Annotated in this window: 17 protein-coding genes and 2 CRISPR repeat arrays; of the genes, 5 read left to right on the forward strand and 12 right to left on the reverse strand. The window is 57.5% G+C overall.

Annotation, left to right across the window (positions count from 1 at the left end; all coding sequences use genetic code 11):
* Positions 1–5: 5 nt before the first annotated feature.
* The 12 genes from cas1c to CVV65_RS13915 form a co-directional block, all read right to left on the reverse strand.
* A complete protein-coding gene (cas1c, locus tag CVV65_RS13860; RefSeq protein WP_232796629.1) occupies positions 6–893 on the reverse strand; it encodes a type I-C CRISPR-associated endonuclease Cas1c in 888 nt (295 codons plus the stop codon).
* 49 nt (positions 894–942) lie between these two features.
* Positions 943–2,244, reverse strand: coding sequence for an IS256 family transposase (locus CVV65_RS13865; protein WP_232796624.1), 1,302 nt, complete (start codon positions 2,242–2,244; stop codon positions 943–945).
* Positions 2,210–2,527 (reverse strand): CRISPR-associated endonuclease Cas1, encoded by a 318-nt coding sequence (locus tag CVV65_RS16595; RefSeq protein WP_133121317.1) that lies wholly within the window; start codon positions 2,525–2,527, stop codon positions 2,210–2,212. Before CVV65_RS16595 ends, CVV65_RS13865 begins: the two co-directional genes overlap by 35 nt.
* Before the next feature lie 58 nt (positions 2,528–2,585).
* Positions 2,586–3,278 carry a CRISPR-associated protein Cas4 gene (gene cas4 / locus CVV65_RS13875; protein ID WP_100668632.1) on the reverse strand — a complete coding sequence of 231 codons (693 nt, stop codon included), beginning with the start codon at positions 3,276–3,278 and terminating at the stop codon, positions 2,586–2,588.
* A gap of 246 nt (positions 3,279–3,524) precedes the next feature.
* A CRISPR array of direct repeats spans positions 3,525–4,371; the repeat unit is 37 nt; unit sequence CCTTCAATGGGGCCGCGGAGTCACTCCGCGGATCTAC.
* Positions 4,372–4,910: 539 nt separating this feature from the next.
* Positions 4,911–6,548 carry a type I-G CRISPR-associated protein Csb2 gene (gene csb2, locus CVV65_RS13880; RefSeq protein ID WP_157935535.1) on the reverse strand — a complete coding sequence of 546 codons (1,638 nt, stop codon included), beginning with the start codon at positions 6,546–6,548 and terminating at the stop codon, positions 4,911–4,913.
* A gap of 32 nt (positions 6,549–6,580) precedes the next feature.
* Positions 6,581–7,531: a type I-G CRISPR-associated RAMP protein Csb1/Cas7g gene (cas7g, locus tag CVV65_RS13885; RefSeq protein ID WP_100668634.1), complete on the reverse strand. Its 951-nt coding sequence runs from the start codon at positions 7,529–7,531 to the stop codon at positions 6,581–6,583.
* A 48-nt stretch (positions 7,532–7,579) separates the two neighbouring features.
* The gene (gene cas8g1 / locus CVV65_RS13890; RefSeq protein ID WP_100668635.1) at positions 7,580–9,817 is read right to left on the reverse strand and encodes a type I-G CRISPR-associated protein Cas8g1/Csx17; all 2,238 of its coding nucleotides are present in this window, start codon (positions 9,815–9,817) and stop codon (positions 7,580–7,582) included.
* Positions 9,814–12,432 (reverse strand): type I-G CRISPR-associated helicase/endonuclease Cas3g, encoded by a 2,619-nt coding sequence (gene cas3g, locus CVV65_RS13895; RefSeq protein WP_100668636.1) that lies wholly within the window; start codon positions 12,430–12,432, stop codon positions 9,814–9,816. Before cas3g ends, cas8g1 begins: the two co-directional genes overlap by 4 nt.
* Before the next feature lie 11 nt (positions 12,433–12,443).
* A complete protein-coding gene (locus CVV65_RS13900) occupies positions 12,444–15,083 on the reverse strand; it encodes a DEAD/DEAH box helicase (protein WP_198592036.1) in 2,640 nt (879 codons plus the stop codon).
* A 72-nt stretch (positions 15,084–15,155) separates the two neighbouring features.
* Positions 15,156–16,184 carry a helix-turn-helix transcriptional regulator gene (locus CVV65_RS13905; protein WP_100668638.1) on the reverse strand — a complete coding sequence of 343 codons (1,029 nt, stop codon included), beginning with the start codon at positions 16,182–16,184 and terminating at the stop codon, positions 15,156–15,158.
* A 229-nt stretch (positions 16,185–16,413) separates the two neighbouring features.
* A CRISPR array of direct repeats spans positions 16,414–17,035; the repeat unit is 37 nt; unit sequence GCTTCAATGGGGCCGCGGAGTCATTCCGCGGATCTAC.
* A 908-nt stretch (positions 17,036–17,943) separates the two neighbouring features.
* Entirely contained in the window at positions 17,944–18,576 is a 633-nt protein-coding gene (locus CVV65_RS13910) for a response regulator (protein WP_198592037.1), read from the reverse strand.
* Positions 18,542–19,771, reverse strand: a complete 1,230-nt coding sequence (locus CVV65_RS13915) for a GAF domain-containing sensor histidine kinase (protein ID WP_198592038.1) — start codon at positions 19,769–19,771, stop codon at positions 18,542–18,544. Before CVV65_RS13915 ends, CVV65_RS13910 begins: the two co-directional genes overlap by 35 nt.
* 229 nt (positions 19,772–20,000) lie before the next feature.
* On the opposite strand from CVV65_RS13915, the gene CVV65_RS13920 reads away from it, so the two are divergent.
* The 5 genes from CVV65_RS13920 (at position 20,001) to CVV65_RS13940 (ending at position 25,396) form a co-directional block, all read left to right on the forward strand.
* Positions 20,001–20,885 (forward strand): FAD binding domain-containing protein, encoded by an 885-nt coding sequence (locus tag CVV65_RS13920; protein ID WP_100668641.1) that lies wholly within the window; start codon positions 20,001–20,003, stop codon positions 20,883–20,885.
* A complete protein-coding gene (locus CVV65_RS13925) occupies positions 20,882–21,397 on the forward strand; it encodes a (2Fe-2S)-binding protein (RefSeq protein ID WP_100668642.1) in 516 nt (171 codons plus the stop codon). Before CVV65_RS13920 ends, CVV65_RS13925 begins: the two co-directional genes overlap by 4 nt.
* Positions 21,378–23,729 (forward strand): aerobic carbon-monoxide dehydrogenase large subunit, encoded by a 2,352-nt coding sequence (locus CVV65_RS13930; RefSeq protein ID WP_100668643.1) that lies wholly within the window; start codon positions 21,378–21,380, stop codon positions 23,727–23,729. The genes CVV65_RS13925 and CVV65_RS13930 overlap by 20 nt, the downstream gene beginning before the upstream one ends.
* Complete coding sequence (locus CVV65_RS13935; RefSeq protein ID WP_232796630.1) at positions 23,693–24,802, forward strand: XdhC family protein; 1,110 nt, start codon at positions 23,693–23,695, stop codon at positions 24,800–24,802. The genes CVV65_RS13930 and CVV65_RS13935 overlap by 37 nt, the downstream gene beginning before the upstream one ends.
* Positions 24,803–24,901: 99 nt before the next feature.
* Positions 24,902–25,396, forward strand: coding sequence for an SRPBCC family protein (locus CVV65_RS13940; protein WP_100668644.1), 495 nt, complete (start codon positions 24,902–24,904; stop codon positions 25,394–25,396).
* Positions 25,397–25,420: the final 24 nt, after the last annotated feature.

A 25,420-nucleotide genomic window follows, 5' to 3' on the forward strand; every position in this document is an offset into this window, starting at 1 on the left:
CCCTTTCAACGATAAAAAAATGGAACGTACACGGCATCGCTGCGGATAGCCCGGGCCAAAAGCCGGGCCTGGAGATATGGCAACATTCCGAACGTGATCGGTCTCTTGAAAAGCGGGTGCCGACACGCATCTTGCTTCCGCCTTTGATATGCGTCAAGAACCGTTTTCCGCCCGCCTTCGTTTAACAGCACAGCCCCACCAGGCACAGCATCAAAATCCTGCTGTCGGAGTTGTCGGCGATTGATCAGGGTGATGGCCGTTCGGTCGGCCAGAATCGGCCGCAACTCTTCCATCAGATCCAAGGCCAGAGCAGGCCTCCCCGGTCGCAGAGCATGCAAATAGCCGATTTGTGGATCCAGGCCCGCGGCCTCGACGGCAGATGTACAGTCGTTACCGAGCAACGAGTATAAAAAAGAGAGAACTGCATTGACCGGGTCCCGAGGAGGTCGGCGATTCCTTCCCGTGAACCGCCACGTCCCGTCGCCCCGCAGCAGATTGGAAAATTGGCCAAAATATCGTTTTGCGTTGATTCCTTCCATACCACGTAGGGCATCCAAATCGCAAACCTGCGGCAAGCGGCGCAAATCCCTGGAGATTTCTCCGGCGGTCTGCTGGAGCTCACTGCGCACCGTCTCCTCCGAAACGTCCCGGGCCGCCCGAAGCAGCACCTGCCGGCTATTGTGCATTTTCCCGGCGAGAATAGCCTGAACAATCGGGACCGCCTTGGCCGGCTCACGAAACAGACGGTGCTGGGCAACGCGCAGCAATACATTGCCCGATTGACGGCCCTCAATACGGTACAGGAACCGGCCCCGGGAGTTCAGGACCGCCACGGACCGCCCGTCCGCGGCGCACCTGGCGAGCAACGGACTCGTCAGTGATACACGCCCCAAGAGGTTGTCCCGGTCGTCGTGGATTTTCGTGACGGCCTTTTTCTTCAATTTACGCGGTGATGGATTTGTTTTCCTGCTGTGGTTGCGGATGTACACATTTGTGTAATGCATCAAGAAGCAGAGGGATTTGGCGAAATCCCTTGACGGTCCTGAACTTTTTCTCCGCCTCCAAAAATCCTGCAGCCGCCCAGCGCAGCACCTGTTCCCCATTCTGCCAGCGCTTGACGTTCCGACTCACCATCCGCACCTTCTCATTGGCTGATTCGATCGCATTCGTCGAGCGCAGAGTTCCCCGAAGCAGTTCCGGAACTCCCAGCCGGATCACGGTCACGGTCTCTTCCATCCCCTCGCGCAAACTGGCTGCTGCTCCTGGATGCGACTTCTCAAGTTGTGCCGCCAAGCGCCGCAGGGCCGCCAGTGCCTCTTTTTCGGTTTCCTGGCGCCAGGCCTCCCGCAATTGCCTCTTGACCCAATCTCGCTGTTTCTCCGGCAGATGCTCCAGGACATTGCGCTCCTTGTGCACCTGACACCGCTGAACCAATGCCGTCTCTCCAAACACGTCCCGTACTGCGGCACGCAAAGCCTTACTCCCGTCGATGACGACCAGGATCCCATCATCGGTTTTCAGTCCCCGGTCCACAAGATCGGTCAGCAGTCCTTTACACACTGTCGCATTCTCTGTCGCTCCCTCCCAGATGCCCAGGATCTGCTTCTGTCCCCCTACGTCAATCCCTAATGCCGCCACTACGGTGTGGTCCGCCATGACGATCCCGTCAATAACTAGCGCCACGTACCGGCGGTCGTCCAGGCGCCGCTGCATGAGTTTTTCGAGCAGCTTCTTCGTGGCGGCAATGAAACGCCGGCTAACGGCGCTCTTGCTCGTGCCGGAGGTTTCCACCTCGTTTCCGACCGGCTCAAGACCAAACGCATAGTTTCGGGTCGACAAGCCATGAATCATCCGCTCCAACGCGGCCTGGGTCAGCAGCGTTGGATCCTGAAAAGCCTGGTAGGTCTCCAGCGGGATTTCATGACCGTCGACGCTGCGTACCCGAACTTTTTCCACAGCCACCTTCCGGCCCCCAAGCATCACGGAGCCCTTTTCCTTTCCGTGTCGCACAGCCTTGCGCTTTGGATTGTGTTTCCCTTTGGGGCCCACCAAAGCTTCGACTTCCTCTCGCATCATGAGTTGAATCACTCGAAGCCCGGTTTGAACCGCCAAGGCCATGAGTCCCTCTTTCGCGCTCTCCATCACGTCCAGTAGCGACAGTTGGAGGGTGAACTGCTGAAAAGGATCTAGTGTCGAAAACAGGCTCTGGTCATTTCTCACAATTTGATGTACCCTTGATTTCATAGGTGGCGTTCTCCTTTCTTGTTGTGCCCAATCCCGTTATACCAAACGGGTTCAGGAGACCGCCACCTTCAAATTTCCACGAAACCTGGGACAACGCCCGCCCCAATACGACGATGCCCTGAAGATGATGCAGGGGGATGCGCAAGCTCCTCTCTTGCCCGGTCTCCGGGCTTGAACTGCGGTTCTGATCCCCCTTCCAGGTAACCACCACATTATCGTGGTCCAAGCGCAGGATCGCCCCCTCTGTTTGCACGTACAGCGTGTTCATCGCCTCCTGAATCATGTTTCAACCTCCCCCCACATCGCATGGAGTTCTCCCGGATAACCCCCCTTTTTTTCCGTCAGTCGCGCGTTCCTTCTCGCTGCCTCTCTTCCACCACCTGTTGCACCAAAGGCCAGTCTGACCAATGATCCGGCAGATGCCCATCCGTCGCATCGGGGAGACAGATTGGCTCCAGGGAACACCGATTGCACCGCTTGTCGTTAACCGCTGGCGGCAGAACGCCGCGATGATTCACCCCGCGGATCTCAGCGACAATTTCCAAAACCAGTTGGCGTAGCCTATCGTCAAGGAGCACTTCCCGTCGATGTCGGGACTGCACATGATAAATCGCTCCCTTTGGCACGGCCACGCCAAACATTTCTTCTAAACACAACGCTTGTCCACATAACTGCAACTCATCGTGGATCGACGCCTTCATCCTGCCGAACTTGAACTCAACCGGGAAAGGAATGCCGCCTCGAATTTCCACCCGATCGCACTTACCAACTAGACCATACCGATCGGACCACACGGCCAGACCCGTCAACACCCGTATACCGTCTTGGGATTGCGCCCCTTCTTCATCAACCCGCTCGTGCACCCATCTCCCCTTGGCCGTATAAATATTCTCCGCCCACGCCTGCTCGATATGGATCAACGCATACTGCCGCGGACAATAGCTGTAATGTTGAATCGCAGACAGGGGAACCCAATCCTCATCCGCCCACTCGATCTCTTCCCGCCCCACCGTCGAATCGCCGGGATCGCTCATGCTCCACCCTCCGCCCGTCGTTCTCACAAGGACATCGAAATATCTTCACGTTATCTATCATTGTGAACAGAATTTCGACGGGTTAGACGTGCGGCTGATGATTTCAAACAAGAAGTTTGCGTTGTTGACCGAGGAAACCGCCGGGGCTTAATAAAGCCTCATCAAAACATGGAAGGCTTTAAATGATCATGGCATTGTTCCACAGATGTTCACACTGAGGGGCTCGCCGAAGGACCGACCACCGAGGCAACAATGGGGCCGCGGAGTCACTCCGCGGATCTACGACGGCTGGGGGATTAAAAACTCCATCTGAGGATGCTTCAATGGGGCCGCGGAGTCACTCCGCGGATCTACATTTTCCTGCCAATCTCCTACGATACGGTAGACTTGCTTCAATGGGGCCGCGGAGTCACTCCGCGGATCTACTTGACTTACAATGGCAGCCTAATTTCGGTATTATACGTGCTTCAATGGGGCCACGGAGTCACTCCGCGGATCTACGAGCTTGTGGCTTTCGTTGGAATGCTGTACTTCGCGCTGCTTCAATGGGGCCGCGGAGTCACTCCGCGGATCTACATCGAGGCAATCAACGAGCTGCAACGGAGGCTGAAAGGCTTCAATGGGGCCGCGGAGTCACTCCGCGGATCTACACGTCACGCATCCGGCCATGATGGAACAGCCGAAGTACCTTCAATGGGGCCGCGGAGTCACTCCGCGGATCTACGAGTATCTGTGTATCAGAGTTACCAGTGTTACCGCCCTTCAATGGGGCCGCGGAGTCACTCCGCGGATCTACGGGGGTGATCGCCAACGAACATCGTTCCGAAAGTGGGCCCTTCAATGGGGCCGCGGAGTCACTCCGCGGATCTACGATCCAAATTCGAGACCGTTCCCAATCGCTCCAAGAACCTTCAATGGGGCCGCGGAGTCACTCCGCGGATCTACCTGAGATGGGGAAATGATGTGTCTTTTGTGTCGAATCCTTCAATGGGGCCGCGGAGTCACTCCGCGGATCTACATAGTCCACAAGCTTGCACCGTTCACCATCCGTCTCAACCTTCAATGGGGCCGCGGAGTCACTCCGCGGATCTACTCCTCGCTTATTATACCTTGTGTGGTGCGGATTTCAATGGTCTTTTTCGCGAACCTCAGTTGCATGGTACTCCGCGAAGGCATTCCATCTCACACCTCTTTCCCTTTTTCCCCGCCACACCAGCAAAAAATCCGGATCGCGAACCCCCTGGGAAATCCCCCATCACTACAGGTTCGCGCAAGCAACCAGAGATGCCCGCAAACAGCCCCCGCCGACACCGGCGCCATCCAGTGACAGCACCGGAATCGGCTCCTCACCCTTCTCCCATAAGCACTATTTCCCTGAAAATCTGCTTGCTCATATTCGCCGCAGCCTTACACTCCCCGAGACATACCGCCATAACCACTCCCCCATGCCGTGTAAAGCCGACTGGCTCCCCCACAGCCCGGAGAAGTAAAGAGGCTTGGTCCCTCACTGCAACCTCCTCACACCCGAGTGCCCTCTCACACCTGTGGTGGACACCACTGCCCCAGCTATTTGGCCTACCTTAAATTGGCTACCGCCAAGCAACTCCTCCCACCACCCTACCGTTGCGGGACCTACATCCGAGTACCTTCGCTTTTTCCCTGAACCTCCGGTTGGGACCACGATGCCGCCACCGGAGCGAATAAACCGAGTCCATAATGACACCCATATCCGAAAGCAAGGGGGCCCGGAACTGGTTCCGGGAACTCGATATGGTAGAACCCTCCGTGACGATCCGGTTGGCTTTGGGAACTTCCTTTGCTTCGAAAACGCCGGAACTGAAGCACAGAGGCCGCCCGGCCCCCCACGCGCACGAAGGGCTTCCATTCAATCAACACTGGTTCCGGCAGCCCCCGAAGGCGAATCTCTTTCCTCAGTTGCTCCTCCCTGCCGAATTTCCCGCCCTTTTTCTGGAACCACGGGTGAAGATAAGGGGTCACCGATTCCCAAACCCGGGCCGGACCGAGCAAGGAAGACAAGGAAGACTCCATTCCTTTCGCCACGGCCTGGTCCAACCTCGATCCCAGCCCTTCCAAGAACACCCGCCACTCTTGTTCCCCGGTATATAGTTTCCTCAAAGATTGCAACACACGAATTAACGGTTCAGTAAATGGTTCCGCACTGTACAGCAAAAGATGGTCCACCCGGCCATCCCTATCCGCGTCTTCCGGGAGAAAGAACGCATGGTTATGACTGTCGGCGAGGACGCGTTGGTGCTCGTCCCGCCCGGTGATCGTCCGGGGAGCTTGTTTGTCCAGACGGCTTAACAAGGCTCGGCGGAACAACTCCGCCACCGTAACGGCATTAAATCGGCTCGGCAAGGGAGTTCCGGCCAACGCAAAACGCGCGATGTGAAAGGCGCCTCTGCCCTCGTCTCCCCCACCGCGATTGTCAATTTTTTCTTCGAAACACCCGTAGGGGCGAAGATAGATGACACGGCGAGATCCGGGTGGCTGATTCCAACCCTCTCGCTCCAGGTCGGAGGTATCGACGGCCAGGGCTTCGACGATTGTCACGGGAATCTTCGGCCCTCTCCGGCCTCGCCGGGTGTTCCCCCCTCCGATCCGGGAACCCTCTCGTACCCCATCCCGCCACGCGAGAAACTGATCTTCACTCTGCACCGCCATAACCGCCACCGGCTCCATGTCCTCCGCAGTCGAACCGTATACGCTCTCCCGCTCAATCGGATAGCAGTTGGGGATCCCCGTCCATTCCACCAGCCGCGCCTCCACCCAACTCTCAGTGCGACCCAGATACGTCATATGCCGCAAAATACGATCCAACAGGAGACGCTCTTCGTCGGCGAACGCCAGTCCCGGCCAGGCCATCACCACCCGGTCTTCGGGGTTGAGGCGAACGAACCCATCAAAAACGAGGGATTTGTCATGACCCGGCCCAGGCATATAGTGTCGAGTGTGTCCCCGACTCGCCTTGGGCAAATAATACACCGGCAACACCGAAGCCAATTTGACCACCAACGAATCAAAAACTTGGTCCGCCTCCAGGCGGCCTTGTCCATCGCCGTCTTCCCCATATAATAAATCCTCCCGGATGACCGGACCCTTGTGGAACCATGTTGCCATAAGCGCCCGCAACACCCTCCACGGAGACGGGGGCCACTCCACGTCCCCTTCATTGACATGGCGGCCCCAAGGGTTAGCGTGGTATCGCCCACCGGGAAACCGAAATGCGACAGCCCACTCGTGATCCACTGCCCGAACCCCCCAGATTCATTTCCGCGTGCTTACTTAGGCCGATACTCGACCGTGAGTGATTCTCCCAGCAGACCTTTGTCCCGCAGTTGACGGATCTGACCAGGAATCACCCGAACCAAGTCCTCCTCTTCCGGAATGGGCCAATCCTCGGGACGAGTCGCTCGGATGCTCACACATTCCAGATCGCAGGCCGTCCTCAATCGCAACCCCACGTCCAAGAAGCGCCGGATTTTGTACAGGGCAAACGAAATCAGAAATTCTTCCCCGGGGTCGGGAATGCCAAAAGACCGGATCTGGGACAGGTCCAAATTAAAATACGCCACGATCCGTTGCGCCGTATATTCCTCCCGGTAAAAGGGAACATTGCCAAATCCTTTGCGCGTGTCGCCACTCGGATTCACCCGGTCATTTTTCACCCCGCCATTTTGGGCCACTTTGACGCCTTCCGCCTCAATAAAGGCCGACAACACCCGGGGCAACCGCAACCGACCGCCGGCGAGTTCCGACTTCGCCAAGAATACGCCGTGGAGCAGCGCATTCGTGTCATAGCGAAAAACCACTTCCGCCAGCCTGCGCAGATTCACAGGTCCCTCTTCCATACTGTTCAATTCTTCTTTGAGAAGCGCCAACACGGACGTATCTTTTCCTTCCAATATATAGGGGGAATTGAGCCGATGGGATTCCAGCAAGGAGTTGGTCAACATCTCTCCATTCGGTTTAACCACCTTGATCATGGGCAGCCCCCGCAAAGGTTCCACCCAATCCTGGGCCTGTTCGTCCCAGCACACGATCTCCAACCGGTTGGCCATGCTTTGTGCCGATTCCACCAGCAGCAATGATTCTCCGTTTGGCCCTTCGTACTGAGCCGCTCCCAAATCCGGAAATCCCGTCGGCTGAAATCTCGTTCCTTGTATCGGCCTCAATTCCGCCTCCAGCAGCAGCCTCGGTTGACTCTTCAGCATCGAGAAATCAAGATCCATGACTTCATTCTCCTCTCTCCGTCACAATGACGACCGCGCGACCATCCTTTACCGGGTAGGTTCATCGGCAAAAGGTGGCCCATGTTCAACCGCTTCTTGCGCCCCGACGTCTGTGGCGAGCGCAGCCATGTGTGCCAGGGTTCTCAGATCCCGATCCGCAACGGGTAAGGCCAACATTGCGACAATACGTGTGCCCATTCGCCGGCGGTCAGCCACCGAGCTGCGGCTGAGCCAGGGTGAAACACCTTTTTGGAAAAATGGGCTCGCGAATCCACTCCCCCGAAGCCTGTGTTCAGCCATTCTCTCCGCCCGGTCCAGATCGCCGGCCGCAAGGGAGGCGAGAAACTGGTTGGGTACCGGCACCGGGGCAACTCCCGGAAAAATGCGCTGTATCTGCGCCTCCGGTGCCGTAATCAGTCGGGCCAGGATGTATACCCAAGGCACTGCGTATTTTGACTCTTCTCGCCGCACGCTTCGATCGAAAACACCTCCCGGGCGTGCACTCTGACTCAAGGGCAACAAACCCCAGATCAAGTCAGCGATTCGCCTGTCGCTGTTGGTCTCATGGAGCAGTCGCACCACGATCCACACCGGCACCGGACGGAGGCCCGCCGTGGGCTTGTCCACCGACTCCGGTCGCACGATCCCCCGCCTATCGCCTCTGTCGACCTCAGCCCGCTCAGCCTCCAAAAAGCGTCGTCGGAGCACCGCCGCCAGGTTCGTCGCCAAATCGGTGGACTTCCAGACCACCCGAGGCGGACTCGATTCCACACTCCAACGACCTGGCTGGTCCGGTTCCACCGGGGACAAAAAGGAGCGAATCGATCCCGCTGTGCCCGGTAAGGTCGAAACAAAACCGCGCGCTGCTTGAAAAGCCCACGAGCCGTCGTCGGCAGCCTCCCACCAAGCCGGATTGCGCAGTGTGAGTGGCGGCACTTTTTCACGGGCGCTCGTCACTTGGCTCAGCAGCTTCTCCGCCCGCCCCAGGGCGATCAACAGTTCCTGCATACGCCGGCTCCCACCGTATTGGCAGTACAGGAACTCAGCCTCCCGAATCTTTCGCAGGGCGGATTGAAAGGCGTGAGAGGTATTCTCTACCCGAGAGAATAGTTCGATCCAGTTGTCCGCTTCGGACAACAATTCCGCATAGGGTCGCCTTTGAACCACAAAACGGTTCAAAGGTACTGCCAGATAGGCCTTCCCATATCGCTTGAGGAAAGAGTAGCGCTGAAAGCTGTCGATCCCGCGATCAACGGCCAAAGTCGCACAGGCCCGAGCAAAATCGACGCCATTTTTCGCGACGCGCCGGGACCGATTGCCCGCCAGTTGTGCCCGGCCTTCCCGAAACACATATTGCAGTTCCCTTAAGGACACTGGCTGAGACCACATTGGCAACCACATTTCAGCCCGAGCCACCCGGGAGTTGTCAGAATCCGCCGTAGAACCGTGTCCCACCGCCGTCGGGTAGACGGTAAACGGGGCCGCCACCACCGAAGCTGACTGTCGTTCCAAACGCTTGGTCGCCGCCGAAGCGAACAAGAGGGCGCCCTCGAGCATCAGGATGAAATCCCATGGGTTCACAAGAGAATTTCCCGAAAACCCGCTGCGAGCATTCGGCCCACCGGCCTCTCCTGGAGAAAACTGGCCAATTGCTCCCTTCATGAGGCCGGACGTCGGCTCTCCCCACAGCGCCGCCCGGAGCCACGTGGCCGCCATCGGGGTCGGATCACCGCTGACGGGAGACATCACGTTCAAGATTCGCTGCATAAAATTATTCGAGAACTCCAGATTCCCGTCATTCCCCCCGGTTCCGGCAAGTGGGGGGAATCCCAGATCTCCAGTGGTGAGCACCACAGAAGCGTCCAGCCATGCAATCGCCTCATCCGGAAAACGGTTCCGACAAGCTTGAACCAATGGGCGCTTGTCCTTGTTGTCCGGCTTTTTTTCCAATCCGAACGCCTGGAGGATCCTGCGTGCCTCTTCAATCGTGGTCCGGTACGCACTCAGTCGATCAGTTTCAGACGTTTCAATGGCATGTAGCGCTTCGTCGCGACCAAAGAAGCCGCTCCCGCCATTCCATGGGGTCACCAGGGGCGTGGGGCGATATTGGGTTAAAAGAAACATTTCTACATCTGATGAGGAGAGAGAGGTTTCGACGCAAAACGTCTCGTCTTCCCACCATCCCCGGGCATGTGGATCCGCCTGTTCCACGAGAAGCCGCAAAACCCCCATCGCCTTCAAATAATGAGATAACGGTCGAGGGGCCGTGCCAGTGAACTGAATCATACCCGCTTCCCCTCCCTCTCGGAGCCTCGCCAGTCGGCCACCCGGACCAACGCTTCGAGGAAACCGAGGCGAAAAGGTCCGTACTGTTTTAACAAGTGCATGGTCCGATCCACCCAGCTTTCGCCCCACGGACCCCGACCGAGCGTCATCCATCCCAACTGCAATGTGACCTGAGGCAACACCTCCCCGGTGGGCAATATCACCCCCGGCAACGAATCGCCATCCCAAACACCCCTGGCGAACAACCAACGCTCCCTGGGATCCGCAGCTGGCGGAATCTCGTCCGGCAACGATCGAATCGACATGCGCACCTTACCATGATGGGCAGCAATGAGATAGGTGACCAAGTCTCGCGTCACATCCGGCCGTTCCGGATCATGAAGTTGCAGATACGCCAGGGCCGAGGCCAGCTCGTGACGAAAATGTTTTCGATCCGGAACTTTCAGCAGGGTGAGGGGCCCTTCTTCCCCGCCACTTCCGGCAAGCCTTTCCTGCGAGTCTTCCTGGCATGACTGCGCTTGTGGTTCATGATACTCCGGCCCCCTGCCGGATTTCGCCCACAGAGACGCTCGGTATGGGTGGTCGTTTGAGAGTCCCGCCAACAACCGCTCTTGAAAAACCGGGTGCGCCTTGCCGATATCGTGCCAATTGGCGGCCTCCACCACGGCCCGCCGCAAGTCCTCCGGAATCTGCTCCTGAAACTTTTCCATCAAGCTTTGCGCGGCTTCACCCACATGTTTTAAATGGTCGGCGAGCAAGACAAACGAACCTTGATAGGTATTCGGATCATCGGCGTCGGACAATTCCTCCCTTCTTGTCTCCTCATCGCCGGACGGAACGATAGAAACTGGTTCCCATGCCCCAGGATCGAACCCGACGTCCTTCCGATAACCACCGAGGGCCGCATCTAACAAATAAACCTTGCCAGGCACGGGGTTCCTCTCCCGGAAGCTCATCCACGTCCCGGTTAACCAATCCCAGGTCCAAACCCTGTCCTTTCTCGTTCGATTCTCTTTTTTCGCCGTGAGATAGTCCCGCATCGCAGACATGGAGACATTACAAATTTCCTCGGGTCTCGCCGGCCAGTCCGATAGTTGTGGTCCTTCCCCAATCGACCGCCAGTAGACCTGGACATCCGTGTCCGATATATCCCGCACATAAGGAGAGATATCAAGGTCGAGTCCCGCCAGATCCGGCGTCGTATCAAACAGATCCAGCACATCCCTTTGTCGCAAAACCTGCCCCTCAGGCGGGGGCATGCGCCAGGTTTTCAGGCTCTCCGGACCAACTTCCTCGAGCTCGCGCAGCCGAGCCCTCGCTTCCTTGATCTCCTCCTCAGCATAGGGCTGAGCACAGTCAAGGTCGTCTTCCATATCAAGCAACCAAACATCCGCCTCTTGAAACTCCCCGCGGCGGTTGCATCGACCAAAACGCTGGACTAGAGATGCCCAAGGCGCGATTTCGCTGATCAAAGTACGGGCGGATAGGTCCACCCCGGCCTCCACGGCTTGGGTGGCCACGACAATCCCTCCGGAAGACTCCATCTCAATGACCGCGCGTCCGATATCCTGGCGATCCGCCGGACGAAACCGACTGTGCACCAACCGGATCGGAACATTGGGACTCATGGCGAGAAGCTGTCGGTACACAGCCTGAGCTCGGTTCACACGATTCAAAATGACAAGGGTCAGCGCCCCTTCCCGATGCTTCCCAAGGGCAAGTTCGGCCACCCGTTTCGCATATTCGTTAGGCCGACTCGCGTCACTGGAAGACAGATAAAAATCTGACCAATACAACAGCTTCCGAGCTCTGTACCGTTGCTGGATGACGGGATGCGTCAGATCGTCCTCATCCAGATCAATCCACCAGGTGGCATTGCGATAGGGTACAAAGTCGATCGTGTCCAGCCATTCGGGATCCAAGGTCGCGGACATCCAAGTGCTGTAATTCGAGCCACACGTTCCGAACCGGCGACGAAAAGCCTCCAATTGGGCCGTGGTATAGATGCCGCCGCCACCCATCAATTGAACCTCATCATAGACCCACCACACATCGTTGTTCAGGAAAGCAAAATCCATCGGCCAGCGGCCTCGGCTGACTCCATAACCTCGGTTCAATGCCCTGGATAATAATTGATCCTGGGTTCCGATGAGTATCTGATCGTACTCCGGCAACCTCACCCAATCCCGTTCGACCGCACCGCCCATCATCACGTACACACCGACCGGTTCGCCGAACTCAGAATCTGATCCGCGTTCAGAAGACTGTGAACCCGCAGCGGCAACATGTCCGAATACGGGCACGTTCAGTCGGGATAGCCAAAGGGCCACATTGTCCACCACTTGTTGGACCAACGTCCGCAGGGGGAGGCAATAAACCAATCGGCGGGGGCAGGATTGTCGGACTTTAGGGTCAGCATAGCGCCGTCTCCACAACCAGGTCAGGACGACCGCCGCGGTTTTTCCGAGGCCCGTGGGCACCCGGACCAAACCGGGCCATTCGGGTGCCAAAGCCATGCGCACTTGATAAGGCAATGGCGGAAATCCCACTGCTTGCTCAAAACGTTGAGCGAATCGTTCTGCGTCTGTCATCGCCGCAGCGAAAACCTCCTTCATTCCCTTACGTCTCACACTCGATCCAATTCTAAAATTTCGCCCGTTTCGAGATCATACTCGGCGAATTCGGTAACTCCAGGAATTTCGACGATCGCGTCTTGGGGCCATGTAATCGCGACATCTTCTGACGACATACGCCCGGGATAAGAGCCACGGTAGGCGATCGTTCCAAACCTGGGACTGAAAAAAACATTCTCGACTTTAAACCACTCATTGTTGTTGCGGACCGCCAGGCCTACGCTTCCGGGCCGGATGACCTTCACCCGCTGATTTTTCGATGGAGTAGATTGAGGAGATGGGAGGAAACCATAGGGCACAGCCGAGTTCCGGGCGTCTTCCACCAATCGGAGCATCGCCTCCCAGGTCTCATCGCGAAGCGGTTCGTCAAAAGAGGCTTCCGCGAGATTTTGCATGTGCCGGCCCATCTTCACGAGGACACCGTCTTCCAGGATCCGCCCGCTCAAACGAAGACTTCCATAGGTCTCGTCATAGATGCAGATAAAACGGGATCCCCTTTGCATGGGCAAATTATCTTGCCGAAGGCGGTCCACCGCAAAACCCAGATCCCGGCGTTCGAAAGGCAAGACCAGCAAAAACGCTTCGTAGACGAGACGCGCCAAGGCTTCCATTTCTACCTTGTCGCCATCGAAGGCTGGGTGAAACAACGTCACCCCCGTCGTAAAGTAGGTCCGACTAAAACGATCCCGGTCAAAATACACATTCGCAAGTCCGTGAGCGGGTGAAAAGGGATATTCAATCGGCTCCATCTCCTTGGAACCCCTTCTTTCCCGGACACCGTACACCGTCTCGTTGATCTGGAGATCTGCCTCGATCCCAACGAGGCTGCCGAAAGACAGAGCCTGATAAACTTGGTCCTCGCTCAGCCCCGGGAAAACCATCGTCGGTCTTCGCATGGGGGACGTAAAATACCGGGACTCCCGCCGGACTTGAATCCGCTTTTCTTTCGTCAAGATGCGATAAACGCGATACGGCTGTGTCGCGTAGTAATAAACGGCCCCCGGATACGCCTCGCGCAACACCTGGGCATGGGACAGAGAGCCCAAACGTTCACGGTGGGGGCCCTGGACAAGTTCCACTTCGAACTGCGTCTCCACGTCCCTCAGAGGATAGGTCGTGTTCGGTTGATCTCCGGCTTCCGATTTCATCGGCTGAAGATCTTTGGGAACCTGCCCCATGCGTTCCTGCCTGCACAATTCGACGAATCCCGGCGGCCATTCGACTTGTTGTGAAGGTTCATAATTAGAGGGGTCCGGGTCGGTCTGTCGAAGCGCGGAATCGTACTCACCTCCCAATCGGGCCAGGCACAGGGCGTGGATGTATTGGATGCGCGGGTTTTCAAGGTACAGCGCGCTTTCGGCTAATGGCCGATTCATAAGCAGCTCCGGATTGCGAAACACCGCCTGGTCGTACACCCCATACGAATTCACCACGATGACATGGCCCGGGCCATGGCGGCCGATGCGACCCATGCGTTGGATAAAATTGGTGTTCGAGGCGGGGACGCCGATTAATACCGCCACATCAAGGTGGGGAAGATCCATGCCCAGCTCTAAGGCACTGGTACACACCACCCCCCGAACGCCACCCCCGGACAGGCGGTTTTGAATCGTCAATCGATCCTGTTCTTCGTACCCGGCCCGGTAGGGGAGAATGTCCAGGTGCTCCAACGGCCGAATAAACTGGTCGGGATCTGCAATGGGCTCGTCGGTATCATTTCTCGCCAGAATCGAGGTAATCATCTCGGTTTGCCGGCGACCGTCGACAAACGCAATGAAACGTCCGCGGGACTGCGTGCTCAAATATTTGAGCAGCGCGGTTGTCTCTGTCAAAAAATCGTTGTCTTTGGGGGGACTCACCATTTCAATGGTGACGGGATATCTCGGAGAAGTATCTGAGTTCTCACCAATCAAGGCAAAGGGTTCCCCAAACAACTGGCGCAAATGGTTCGCCGGATCCCGAATTGTAGCCGAAGCGCAGACGTATTGATACTGCGTCCCCAAGCTGTCGCAAGCATGAGCCAGCCGTCGAAAAAGGAAGGCCGCATTCGAGCCAAAGACGCCGGTATAGGTGTGAACCTCGTCCACCACGACGAGCTTCAGGTGCGAGAGAAACCGCCGAATGGGCAATTCAGCCAGGTTATACAGAAACCACGCGTGAACCACGTCCGGGGTCGCGACCACGACCCTGCACTCCGTCAGCAGTTGGTTGCGCATCGAACGGGAAACACTTCCGTCGATGCGACCGACTTGGACCGTTAATCCCGATTGGCGAATGGCCTCTCTCCACCGGTCTTCCTGTTCGGCGGCCAAAGCTTTCATCGGATAGATGGCGAGGATTCGGGCTTTCGGCTCCTTCGCTAGTGTCTCGATCCCGCTACAATAAAAGGCCGCGCTTTTTCCTGAAGCGGTGCCTGTGTTGAGGCATACATGGTCCCCCTTTGTAAACTGCCGAACCGCTTCCATCTGATGGCGATAAAGTCCACTGGGGAACTGTTTCGTCACGTACTTTTGTGTGACCTCCGACAGCTCAACAATCTCTGTCGAGAACCGTTGGGGTGACCGCCCCGGCTGATCATACTGATGGACGACGGTCCATCCACGCTCTTCATAAAAATCCCCGAAGGCAAACATGAATGACGCCTCCTCCAAATTCATGCCCTAGGACTTGCTCGCAACGTCATCATACAGGACGGGGGTGTCAAATCATGTCACGCCTTGAGGAGCCTCATCAATTTTTTTGTACAAGCCGCTCATGCGCAAAATCTCCTCTCGAACCTGATCCCGCACCTCCAAAGGCTCAAGCACTTCGACCCCACCGCCATACTGGAGAACGAACCTTAAAAATTCCCAGTTCCAATGTACCCTAAACCACACTTCGTAACTTCCGTCCGCAAGGTACACTTCCCGAAGAATGGAGTGACGGCGGACATCCTCCTGGGCATAATGCGCCACAAGTGGTGCAAACCGCACGTGCACCTCCACTCTTGGGCCGGATTGATCGATCCCCCAAGCCGATTTTAAAAATTCACCCAGAGAAAAACGGGCATCCCGCTCAAAAGTTTGCGCGAGACATTTGGCACGACGAATCCGCAGGATTTTAAAGGTGCGAAATGCCTGACGAAGGTGACAAAAACCGATAAGATATAGGGAATTGTGCCAAGGTACGAGGTAGTAGGGGTTCACCATCCGGGTCTCCGGTGCAGACGCACCGATTTTGACATAATCCATTTCGAGAATGCGACATGCCCGAATGGCGAACAAAATTTCAAACAGCAATCGATCGTCTGTCTGATGCGGGGATCTCGATAGGTCCGCGATGATTCGCCCCTCAGTCGAAAGGGATTCATCAGCGACTTGACGCGCGGGAAGAGATTTTTCTGGCAGAAGCTTTTCCACGGCGCGCCGATAGGTGTCGACCAGCGGATGAACGCGGCCGTGCGGGAGCGAGGCGTGAAGGAGGGCGGGCATGATATCCAAAACCGCTCGCTCATCTTCGGTCAAAATCCCCGGGATTCGCTGCAAATCCCGCATGATAAAATACCCTCCCCCCGGCTCCGACTCGACGCGGATGCCGAGGTCTTCGATGAGGCGAATGTCCCGTCTGATTGTTCGGACGGACACATGAAAATGTTCCGCCAGACGAGGAGCTGTGTACAGCTTGGGGTTTGTGACGATCAGGTTCACCAAGTCAAAGAGTCGGCTTGCGAATCGAACGGTTTGAGACGCAGACATGCACCCACCGCCTTGATTCGTGTCGGTCTTACAGGGCTTGGACCGTCAAGACGGATTCATTATACCATGGTACCTTCCACATATGGACGTGAAAGTTGTCGCGTGCGCGGGTGGTAGAGGAACGATCGGCAGTGTCATTTTGACTCAGGGCGGGCGATACACGGTCTGTGGTGACCAGGAATCTGCCGGTGGGCTCAGCCTGCATGGCACTCGGGGCAGCCGGATAGAGGCTTCAATGGGGCCGCGGAGTCATTCCGCGGATCTACTCAAAGATACTGACGAAGGCGAGGACGCACTTGAGCTTCAATGGGGCCGCGGAGTCATTCCGCGGATCTACCAACGTTGGGCGGAACGTCATCACGGGCGAGGATTTGTTGCTTCAATGGGGCCGCGGAGTCATTCCGCGGATCTACTTCGTATCGGGAAGCATCGGAACCTTGGAACCGCGTAGCTTCAATGGGGCCGCGGAGTCATTCCGCGGATCTACCATCCTTCGGCTGCACGGCATCGAAGAGACCGACGCTTCAATGGGGCCGCGGAGTCATTCCGCGGATCTACCGAGCAAATGGAGGATGTGATGGCCTATGGCGGATGCTTCAATGGGGCCGCGGAGTCATTCCGCGGATCTACCGAGCAAATGGAGGATGTGATGGCCTATGGCGGATGCTTCAATGGGGCCGCGGAGTCATTCCGCGGATCTACTTGCAAGTACTCGTCTTCAGACCGTGCATAGCGATCCAAGCTTCAATGGGGCCGCGGAGTCATTCCGCGGATCTACTCGGTGTCCGGTGTGTGGTTGGGCGGTTTTCGTGCCGCTTCAATGGGGCCGCGGAGTCATTCCGCGGATCTACTCTTCGCTTATTATACCTTGTGTGATGCGGATTTCAATGGCCTATTTCGCGAACCTGGACTGCATTGCGCCTCTCGAGGCACTTGCGTCTGATATCCCTTTCTTCCTTTTCCCGACAAACCGGCAAAAAATCCAGATCGCGAACATCCCGGGAAATTCCCCGTCACTACAGGTTCGCGCACGGACTACAGGCCCTTCGAACAACTCCCCGTCGCGACCTGCACCATCCACCTATAACACCAGAAATGTGCCTCTTCAAGCCTTCCCCCGTACTTTTTCCCATTGCCCAAATTTCGCTTCCCCATATTCGTCCGGACATCATAGTTCTCCCTTATAAGTAAAATAAAACATATATTCCATTTACACACCGTTGGATCTACTTTAATTCAGAAAAGACCAGGTATTCGGTCACTTATCGAGAACTCTCCAGACAACAATGCCTTGTACCACCTGTTGGGAAGCCATTGCCCCAATGATTTAACCTACCCCAACATGCGATGCACACCGATCCATCTGTAGTCTTTTGACCCGGAATTGGTTTTCGGAAGATATGACGGAACCGTCCGAGACCTGTTCCCGACGAAATGCTGGTACGGTTCGACATACAAAAAAAGGAGCTTCAATGGGGCCGCGGGGTCAACCCGCGGAGATACCTTGCCCGGCGTGGGTTTCAAAGACCTTTGTCGCGAACCCCAGCTCAACCGGGACATCGACCGGATCCTGGGGAATTGGGGTGAAGAGCGCAGGCCGGAGCGGGAAACAATGGCAGTGTCCCTATGACTTGTCCCGTCCCACACGGGATCGCCCTCGCATCCTCGGGACCGAGGTTCACGGGTGCATTGCTCCCGTCTCACCGACGTCCGGCCGGTCCGGCGAAAATCCCGAAGAATGCCGGGCAGAGAACCCAGTTCACAGAAGTCCGCGCCGGTTCGCCTCCATGACGGCTTCCACGCGGCTTCTGACGCCGAGGCAACGATAGATCTCATTCACAATGACCTTGACGGTGTTTTCGGACAAATGCAAGTGTCTACCGATGTCTTGATTGGTCCGTCCTTGGGCTATCAGGCGCAGAATCTCCACATCCCGCAAGTCGAGCGCATCTTTGCCCGATTCACTGTCCTTGCGGGATTCAATCCAGCGCAGGGCATACTCGGTCACCGCCGGATCGAGAACCGACTTTCCATCCAAAATATTTCGAATGGCGCGGAACAACTCGTCTCCGGGCATATTCTTGAGCAAGTACCCCTGAATTCCTGTCTGAAGACAAGCATGAACGACATATTTATCCATCAATGCGGTCAGAATGGCCAGCCGGATATGTGTATTGGCCTCCCGTACCGACTGGCACAATTGGATGCCGCTCATATCGGGCAGACGCACATCGATCAAGGCCAGATCCGGCTGCAGAGATTGAATGAGCGCAAGTCCTTCCGATCCGGTGCCGGCGTACCCGACCACATCCAATCCGTGATCGGTCAAAAGGGTGTGCAAACCGATTTGAACCAGTTCATGGTCGTCCACGACAACAATGCGTTCCGCCAATGATTCCACCCCCTTGTAAATCTCCTGTGGAAATGGACCCTTGCTCGGGGTCGACCGGAAAGGTGCAGCGAACGGTGGTTCCTCCGTCGTCATTGCGAAAGATATCCAGCGTCCCATGGAGATCGGCCACGGACCGCGCCATCGAATACAGCCCAAAATGTCCGGTGGGATAGCTCATGAAGCGAAGAGCCTCGTCGGAGATGCCGATGCCCGCGTCCTGCACCGCGACGGTGGCCCGGTCCGGTTCCACAAGAACATGGACGACCGCGACCGGACTGTTGGCATGGCGGTAGACATTGGTCAAGGCTTCAGCGACAATCTTAAGAACGGCTTGCCGAACGGACAGACTCAGCCGGCCGAAGTTTCCGTGCGTAATCAGCCGTGTGGAAATCCCGCTCACCCGTTGGAATTCTTGCACGAGATGCGTCAAGGCGGTCACGTTCGGTTTTTCCTCATCATCCATGAGCCGGAACAATATAGTGCGCAATTCTGATTGGCATTGTTCTGTTAATTCGCGCAAACGAGCGATCCGAACCTGCACTTCATCTTTCTCCCTCACCGTCGGCAGGATTCGTTCCAGACGGTCAATCTCGCGGGACACCGCAAACAACGTTTGCGAAAGCGAATCGTGCAATTCCTCCGCAATTCGCCGCCGTTCCTCCGCCACAATGTGAAAACGGTTCTCGTCTTTTTGGTCGCACCATGAGATGGCAATCGCACACAATGACGCAAACCCGTTCATAATGTCTTCGTCATTTTTGGTAAAAGCTCCAGCCCTGGGCGGCTTGCCGAAAAACATACAGCCAATCGGTTTCCCGCCGTGCCTCAACGGAATGGCCAGCAACGCTTCGACCGGCGGATGGCCCGACGGCACCCCCATGGATAGCGGATGTTGGGAAATGGATTCCACGCGCAGCGAGTGGCCGGTTTTTGCCGGTACAAAGTACATGCCGTGCCCTTTTGGAAATTCGGCGGGCATCGATTGCCAGCCGGAAACCTTCAAGTACCGGATGGCGAACGGGTCCTCGGGTTCCACGATGATAATCCCGGCGAAGGAGGCGCGCACCAATTTTCGCGCATAGTCAACCGCGGCCTGCAGCAGCGGTTCAATTCCCTCCTCCATCCAGGGTTGCAGGCGTTCCAAAGCTTCCGATAAAATCTGTGCCATTTCAGCGTGATTCGAAGGTTCACGCATAGACTCTCTCCCGTCCTTTCGAAGGCTGTAGCGGCAGGAGATCGGCTGGGAACCCATCGATCGGGTATCGAAAAACACCCAATCGGGTCTATTCCATACCTATTGTAACATTCTATAATACTTTAAGGAAACGGAAAAAATCTTTGTCCAATTTTTGAAGCAACCTTCCGTGGATCGTCGTTTTAGGAGGTTTTACCGATCGAATTTCTTAGGCAAAGGAGGTTTTACCGTGTTTCCCAATGCGTTCAGGTACGAAGCGCCGACATCGGTCGACGAGGCGATCCGTCTCATGACCGAGTACGGCTACGACGGCAAGGTGTTGGCGGGCGGCCAAAGCCTGTTGCCGATGATGAAATTGCGCATCGCAGCCCCGGCCGTACTCATTGATATTAACGGCGTGGACGATCTCCGAGGCTGGCGCGAAGTCGACGGAACATTGCGGATCGGCGCAATGACACGCCATGCCGAATTGGAACATTCGGCAGAACTCCGCGAACAATTCCCGCTGTTGTCCCGCACCGCCCGCTGGATCGCCGATCCGTTGATCCGCAACCGCGGGACAATCGGCGGTTCCCTCGTGCACGCAGATCCCGCATCCGATTGGGGGACCGCGATGATGGCCCTGCATGCCGAGGTGGAAGTGCGGAGTCCGGAGAAAAGTCGGCGAATTCCCATCGACGAGTTCTTCGTGGACACCTTTGCGACATCCCTGGAGGAAAATGAACTCGCCGTCGCGGTCCATCTGCCGGCTCCCGCCGGACCCGTGGCCGCCCGGTACATGAAGCTCGAACGCAAGGCCGGTGATTTCGCTATCGCGGGTTTGGCCGTGCACATCGGGCTTGGCGGTGATGGCCTCGTATGCGACGCGGGCATCGGCATTTGCGCCTGCGGTCCGATTCCTCTGCGGGCAACGAAGGCGGAGGCGGCGCTCATCGGGCAGCCTCTGACTGACGAGACCATCTCGGCCGCATCAAAGCTGGTGCCGGAAGATGCCGACCCGACAGACGACCTGCGGGGCAGTGCGGTTTATAAGCGGGACCTGTTACGCATCTTTGCCTCACGCGCACTCCGTGAAATTGCGGAAGAACTGCACGGAAAGGTGGGCATTCAATGATCATCCGGGTCAAAGTGAACGGTCGCCTGTACGAATCGGATGTCGAGCCGCGCACATTGTTGGCGTATTACCTGCGCGAAGAACTCAAACTGACGGGCACGCACATCGGTTGCGATACGACCAGTTGCGGCGCCTGTACGGTGCTTCTCGACGGGAAAGCGGTTAAGTCGTGCACCGTACTGGCTGTACAAGCGAACGGCCGCGAAGTGTTGACCGTGGAATCCCTGGATCAGGACGGTCAACTGCACCCGCTGCAAAGCGCTTTTTGGGAAGAACACGCGCTGCAGTGCGGTTATTGCACGCCGGGCATGCTCATGGCTTCCTACGCACTCCTGCAGGAGAATCCGATGCCGACAGAAGCGGAGATCCGCGAGGGGCTTTCGGGCAATATCTGTCGGTGTACAGGATATGTGAATATCGTGAAAGCCGTTCAGTCCGCCGCTCGCACCATGGCGGACAAAACCCGAGAAGCATTGGGGGAGGTGGCCGCCAGTGGCACTGCAACAGACTGAGCTGCGGCCCATGGGCAAGTCGATCGGCCGCAAGGAAGATCCTCGACTGATTCGCGGGAAGGGCCGCTACATCGATGACATTATGCTGCCGAACATGCTGTACATGTGCGTGCTGCGCAGTCCGTACGCACATGCCCGCATCCGCCGCATTGATGCGTCCGCGGCACTGGCCGCACCCGGGGTCAAACTGGTGATCACGGGCGAGGACCTGGCCGGCATGAACCTCGCCTGGATGCCGACCATGGCGGGGGACACGCAGATGGTGCTGGCCACGGGCAAGGTGTTGTTTCAGTATCAAGAAGTCGCCGCGGTCGTCGCCGAGACGCGCGCTCAGGCGGAGGACGCCCTCCAGTTGATTGAGGTCGATTACGAACCTTTGCCGGTCGTGGTGGATCCATTCAAGGCCCTTGAGCCGGACGCCCCCATTCTCCGGGAAGACAAAGAGAAGAAGTCAAACCACATCTTCCACTGGGAAGCGGGAGACCGCGAGCAAACCGAGGCCCTTTTCCGCGACGCGCCGGTGATCGTCAAGCAGGATGTGCGCTTTCCCCGCGTCCATCCTTCACCGCTCGAACCGTGTGGGTGCGTGGCCGACTACAATTCCGCCACGGGGAGGTTGACTTTTTATGTCACTTCCCAGGCGCCGCACGCCCACCGGACGGTGCTCGCGATGGTCAGCGGCCTTCCCGAACACCAGATCCATGTCATTTCACCCGATGTCGGAGGCGGCTTTGGAAACAAAGTCCCCGTATATCCAGGCTACGTCTGTGCCATCGTCGCTTCCCTGAAATTGGGCGTCCCCGTGAAGTGGATTGAAACCCGCACCGAAAATATTACCAGCACCAATTTTGCGCGCGACTACCACATGACCGCCGAGATCGCGGCCCGGGAGGACGGCCGCGTGTTGGCGCTCCGGGTGAAGACGGTCGCCGACCACGGTGCTTTTGACGCCGCCGCCGATCCGTCCAAATTCCCGGCCGGACTATTCAGTATTGTGACAGGATCCTATGATTTCAGATCAGCATTTGTCGAGGTGGACGGAGTTTATACGAACAAAGCTCCGGGCGGGGTGGCCTATCGCTGTTCATTCCGCGTCACAGAAGCCTCATACCTGATTGAACGCGTGATGGATGTATTGGCTCGGCGGTTGCAGATGGATCCGGCCGAGCTGCGCCTCCGCAATTTCATCCGGAAGGATCAGTTCCCGTATCACTCGCCGACCGGATGGGTCTACGACAGCGGAGACTACGAAAAAACACTGAATCTCGCGCTGCAGCGCATCGGATACGCCGAACTGCGCAAAGAACAGGCGGAAAAGCGCGCCCGGGGAGAATTCATGGGGATCGGCATCTCGACCTTCACCGAGATTGTCGGCGCCGGTCCGGGGCACACCTTCGACATCATGGGGATCAAGATGTTCGACAGTGCCCAGATCCGCGTCCATCCCACCGGCAAAGTGATCGCCCGGCTCGGTGTGCGGCACCAGGGTCAGGGACACGAAACGACCTTTGCCCAAATCATCGCGGAAGAACTTGGACTCAGCGCGGATGACGTGTTGATCGAAGAAGGCGACACCGATACGGCGCCCTATGGGCTGGGCACATACGCCAGCCGCTCGACGCCTACGGCCGGCGGCGCCGCCGCACTCTGCGGGCGCAGGATTCGGGAAAAAGCTCGCAAGATCGCCGCCCATCTGTTGGAGGTCGGCGAAGACGATGTGATCTGGGATGGCCTGGCCTTCACGGTGAAAGGGTTGCCGGGTCGATCGGTCTCGATGAAAGATGTCGCCTTTGCCGCCTACACCAACGTGCCGGAGGGCATGGAACCGGGCTTGGAGGCGACGTACTACTACGATCCTCCGAATCTCACCTTTCCCAACGGGGCTTACATCGCCGTGGTCGACATCGACAAAGGCACGGGTGCCGTCAAGGTTCGGCGTTTCATGGCCGTCGATGATTGCGGCAACGTGATCAATCCCATGATTGTCGAAGGCCAGGTGCACGGAGGTCTCACCGAAGGGTTTGCGATCGCGTTCATGCAAGACATTCCCTACGATGCGGACGGCAACTGTCTGGCGCCGAACTGGATGGATTACCTCGTTCCCACGTCGCTGGACACGCCCCATTGGGAAACGGATCGCACGGTGACGCCGTCGCCGCACCATCCCATCGGTGCCAAAGGGGTGGGCGAATCGCCGAATGTCGGTTCTCCCGCGGCGTTCGTCAATGCGGTGGTGGATGCCCTGTCGCCGCTTGGCGTGGAGCATATCGACATGCCGATTTTTCCGTGGAAGGTATGGAGCATCTTGAGGGAACACGGCATCGACGAGTGATTTCGATCGCCATCCTGGACGGAGGAGGGAAGGCCCGGCGGTTTTGGTGCCGCCGGGCCAAACGGATGGACAATCTCAGGGAGACTGCGAAAAGCTTGGATGAACGGGCCGAACCGTATGTCATGGTGACGGTGGTCCGCCGCAAGAGGCCCAGTTCGGCGACGGTCGGCGATAAAGCCATTGTGACGGCGGACGGCGAGATGAAAGGCTTTGTCGGCGGCCATTGTACGCGGGATCTGGTGATCGGCCAAGCGCAGGAGTGCCTGCGCACCGGCGAGAGCAAACTCGTGCTGGTCACGTCACAGCCGCCTGGCCGGGTGGAGGAAGATGTGACGGTCCTGTCCATGACGTGCGCATCCGAAGGCACGGTGGAACTGTTTCTGGAACCCAAGAACATGGATCCCCCGCTGATCATTGTGGGAACGTCCCCGATCGCCCTCGCCCTGGAAGAATGGGCTCCCCGATTCGCCCTGGCGCCGCTCCGGATCTCTCTGGAAGAGGCGGCACCCGGCGGCGTTGCGGACGAACCGCCGACCAGGCTGCGCAATCAACTGGATCTTCACACCGGCACGGCGGCCTATGGCGTGGTGGCCACGATGGGGGTATACGATGTCGACGGACTGCTGGCCCTGTCCGCCCTGCCGCTCCGGTACCTGGGCTTGGTCACCAGCCCGAAACGCTGGACGGCCATGCGCACCGATCTCACGGCAGCAGGTGCTTCGAGCGAATTCATCGACTTCGTCACAGCACCCGCGGGGTTCGATATCGGCGCCCTGGGGCCCCAAGAGATCGCCCTCAGCATTCTGGCCCAAATCGTGGAGCGCCGCCGCCGCCACGCCCAAGTGCGCTGGCGGGGACAATCGGCCGAAGGGCATCCGGAACCCGACGAGGCCGCGGACAGCCGAGAGCTTGCGGCCCCCCGACAAGTGATCGATCCGGTGTGCGGAATGACCGTGGACTTGGAAAAGTCTCCTCACCGTCTGGTGTTGGACGGAACGATCTACGGGTTTTGCTGCGCCGGGTGTCGGGACCGTTTTGCGCGCGATCCGGAAGCCTATCTGAGCCACGCTTGACGAGGCGCCGCATGGGGATCCGTCGGCAACGGCCGGGCTTTGGGCCGGAGATCGGCGGCGGCACAAGCATTGACTGAAAACATGTGGGGAGGCAAAGCCATGCGAACATATGGAGGAGAATATACCCTTGAGCTGCCGAGGGAAAAGGTTTGGGAGTTTATGACCGATCCCCATCGAGTGGGGCCTTGTATTCCCGATTTGCTCGAATTGAAGGTCGAGAGTGAGAATCGTTTTAACGCTCGCGTAAAGGTGGGCGTCGGACCTGTGCGCGGCAAGTTTGACCTGACCTGTGAACTGTCCGTGATAGAACCGGGAGTGGTGATGGCCCTCCCGATTAAGGGAGGGGGCATGGGCAGCGGGGTCGAGATGAATGTGGAAGTCAGGCTCACTGACGTGGAGAACGGAACCCTTCTGAAATGGCAGTGCGATGCCGTGATCAGCGGACCGATCGCCAGCCTCGGCGGGCGGCTGATTGATGGAGAAGCGCGTAAAATCATTCAAAAGGTATTCGCAAATTTTCAAAAGGCCCTGCTCGCTGCGGCGGCGGAAGCGGAGGCCGCCGTGGCGGACGCGGCCGCACCGGAGGAAGGTTGAACGGCTGGACGTGGAGGATGGACG

The sequence above is a fragment of the Kyrpidia spormannii genome (genome assembly GCF_002804065.1).
Classification (GTDB): Bacteria; Bacillota; Bacilli; order Kyrpidiales; family Kyrpidiaceae; genus Kyrpidia; species Kyrpidia spormannii.

Bases quoted from the DNA above. Each gene is read 5' to 3' on its own strand.
- CVV65_RS13865 (WP_232796624.1), bottom strand. From the start codon at position 2,244: ATGAAATCAAGGGTACATCAAATTGTGAGAAATGACCAGAGCCTGTTT.
- CVV65_RS16595 (WP_133121317.1), bottom strand. From the start codon at position 2,527: ATGATTCAGGAGGCGATGAACACGCTGTACGTGCAAACAGAGGGGGCG.
- cas4 (WP_100668632.1), bottom strand. From the start codon at position 3,278: ATGAGCGATCCCGGCGATTCGACGGTGGGGCGGGAAGAGATCGAGTGG.
- cas7g (WP_100668634.1), bottom strand. From the start codon at position 7,531: ATGGATCTTGATTTCTCGATGCTGAAGAGTCAACCGAGGCTGCTGCTG.
- cas8g1 (WP_100668635.1), bottom strand. From the start codon at position 9,817: ATGATTCAGTTCACTGGCACGGCCCCTCGACCGTTATCTCATTATTTG.
- cas3g (WP_100668636.1), bottom strand. From the start codon at position 12,432: ATGAAGGAGGTTTTCGCTGCGGCGATGACAGACGCAGAACGATTCGCT.
- CVV65_RS13900 (WP_198592036.1), bottom strand. From the start codon at position 15,083: ATGTTTGCCTTCGGGGATTTTTATGAAGAGCGTGGATGGACCGTCGTC.
- CVV65_RS13905 (WP_100668638.1), bottom strand. From the start codon at position 16,184: ATGTCTGCGTCTCAAACCGTTCGATTCGCAAGCCGACTCTTTGACTTG.
- CVV65_RS13915 (WP_198592038.1), bottom strand. From the start codon at position 19,771: ATGCGTGAACCTTCGAATCACGCTGAAATGGCACAGATTTTATCGGAA.
- CVV65_RS13925 (WP_100668642.1), top strand. From the start codon at position 20,882: ATGATCATCCGGGTCAAAGTGAACGGTCGCCTGTACGAATCGGATGTC.
- CVV65_RS13935 (WP_232796630.1), top strand. From the start codon at position 23,693: ATGGAGCATCTTGAGGGAACACGGCATCGACGAGTGATTTCGATCGCC.
- CVV65_RS13940 (WP_100668644.1), top strand. From the start codon at position 24,902: ATGCGAACATATGGAGGAGAATATACCCTTGAGCTGCCGAGGGAAAAG.